Source organism: Erythrobacter epiphyticus, from assembly GCF_034653295.1.
Classification (GTDB): domain Bacteria; phylum Pseudomonadota; class Alphaproteobacteria; order Sphingomonadales; family Sphingomonadaceae; genus Erythrobacter.
On sequence record NZ_JAYEEU010000042.1, the window covers coordinates 1 to 2416 of the forward strand.

The 2416-nt window shown below is 60.2% G+C and carries 1 protein-coding gene; it reads right to left on the reverse strand.

Annotated elements, in window-relative coordinates:
- A partial coding sequence (locus tag SOQ14_RS14410) for a site-specific integrase (RefSeq protein WP_322898799.1) occupies positions 1-2249 on the reverse strand: 2249 nt, incomplete at its 3' end.
- Positions 2250-2416 lie beyond the last annotated feature (167 nt).

Consider the following 2416-nt stretch of genomic DNA (forward strand, 5'->3'; position numbering starts at 1 on the left):
GATGTCTGCAGGTCAGACGATTGAAMATGCTGTCGCTCTAACCGACCACTTGTAGGCTTCGCCAGCGCTATCCTCGGTGTTTCACGAACCGCCGGTTTCGGCGGAATCAGTCGTTCAGGCACGCTGTGCCGGTTGGCAGCTTTGTCCCAGATCAGGCCGCGCAGTCCCTCCACTTTCAGCGCGGCCCTCACGGGTGTGATCCGTTTTTCCTGCTTCAATCTGAGCCTCGGCTTGCCAGTGCGCGAACGATGGCGAAGCGGGAGTAGTCGAACGGGGCGGGGGCGCAGATCGCTCGTTGCGACATCAATCTGCTTGACCATGAAGGCGCGATATTCCGCCAGCACTTGGGCCACACCATGCGTCTCGACCCGCTTGGAATAATGCAGGGCGTTGGTGCCCTTGCGGGCATGGCCCATAATGTCGGCGCGCATCAAATCGGGCACATCGGCCTGTGCGTAGAAGCTTGAGCCGAGCGAGCGGATCGAATGCATATCTGCCTTCTTGCCCGAAATGAGGTTTTCGGGGATCGTCATGTGCAGGGCAATCCAGTCGGACATATGGCGCCAGGCGATGTTGCGGAACTTATGACCACCGACCCGCGCGTCATTGAGGTAGAGTTCGGGAAATAGCTCCCGGCGCCCCTCGTCCCTGATCGCTCTCACGTAATCGGCAAAGCCAAGCCGCATGATCTCGGGGTGAAGCGGGACCATGCGCCCACGGTTCTCGTTCTTCTCGCCGCCATCAACGCCATCTTCGGCGCGCACATCATTGTCCTTGATCACGATGCTGGGGGTCACATCGTCAATGTGCACTTCGTCGGTGCGCAGCCCGCCGACCTCGTTGACGGTGGCGTGTGTATAATAAAGCAGCAGCGGCAACCAGTAGGCCGCATCGTGATAGACCTCGCTGCCTGCATTTTCATCAAGGCGCTTCAAGTGCCCGCCGCCGCCCGTCCAGATTGGTGCGGTGAACAGGCATTCCATGTGCTTGACGGTCCACACAGGGCGCGCGGTCTTGGCCGAGACCTTCTTGTGCTTGCCGAACCTGACCCGCGCAAAATCCAGCGCCTTGGTGTTGGCAAGCTTGGGTGCCCACTCATTTTCGGCAAGGATGTCATAGGCGGTCGACATATAGGACAGGTCGCGCCTCACCGTGTTGATCGAGCGCGTGTTGTGGCGATCGAGCTGGAAGGTCTGGGCTACCTCCTCAAAGGGCCGCTTGAAATCCTTGGCAGGGCGGCAGTCGCTCGGCATCTGCAAGAGGGCGTTCTTGTATTTGGCGACATCGGTATGGTTGTAGTCGCCAAGCGGCTTGTCGCCGGTGATCCAGGCGAAGGTGCGCAGCACCCGCTCATACTGCCCGAGGCCGCGCGTCCAGTGCCCGGCAAGCCGGGCAAGCTTGAGAATGCGCGGGATGACCTCGCTGAAGCGCGCGGCGTGATAGGTCTGGAACACACATTCGGGCTGCTCGACCGCGCCTGGATTGGTCGTCTGGCTTTCCAGCGCTGCCAAGCTGGGGAGGGCGGGGACAGCTGATGGCGGTGTCCCAGGTGCAGAAGACGCAGGTGCTGGCGGCGCGAAGGTGAGGGGTTCACCATTCTTGCGCCGCTTGGCGAGCAGGGCTTCCTGCTGGTCAAAGGCTGACTGCACATCCTCATCAAGGAAATGAGCGGCGAGCCGATTGGCTTCGGACATCGCCAGCAAGTGGATGTGCTTCAGGCGGCCGATCACGGCAGGGGTGGGCTCGACCCCGAGGCTTTCGGCCATGATCTCCATGATGTCGTCCGCGATAAGATCGCGGTTGCAATACTGGTCGAGCTCGCAAGCGACCTCCTCGATCGCCCACTCATCATGCCCGGCAGCGGCAAGCTTGCGACGGTGTTCGTCGGTCAGCTCGACAATCGTGCCTGGACGCTGCGCAAGATCAAAGGCGCTGGCATGGGTGCGGGCAAGGCGCACCAGTGATTGCGGGTCGGTGGCAGGGTCGTGAAACTTGTCGATAAGCTGTGCAAGACAGGTGCGCAGTTCGGTCTCGAACAGCCCCTTGAGCATCTCTGGCTCGAGTGTGCGGTCGAGATTGAAATAGGCACTCACGGCTTGCTTCACCTTCTCGAAATGCGCCGACAGGGCGGCGCCGCGAATCCGGGCTTCCTGCGCGCAGCAGGTCTCCAGTGATACTATGGCTGTGACATCATTGCCATTTTGCCAACGCGCACGCTCGCGGAAGTAGTAGCGGCCTGAGCGACGCATGGTGAAGGGGACTTTGGGCATTGAAGGGTCTCCAGAAAGGAGCCCGGTGAAACCGTATGTGATACACTATGTGCACCACTGCCTCACCGAACCGATGAAAGCGGTTTTCATTTCAATGCTTTATTTGAAAAGTGGTCGGGGAGACAGGATGCGAGTCCACTTTTCCG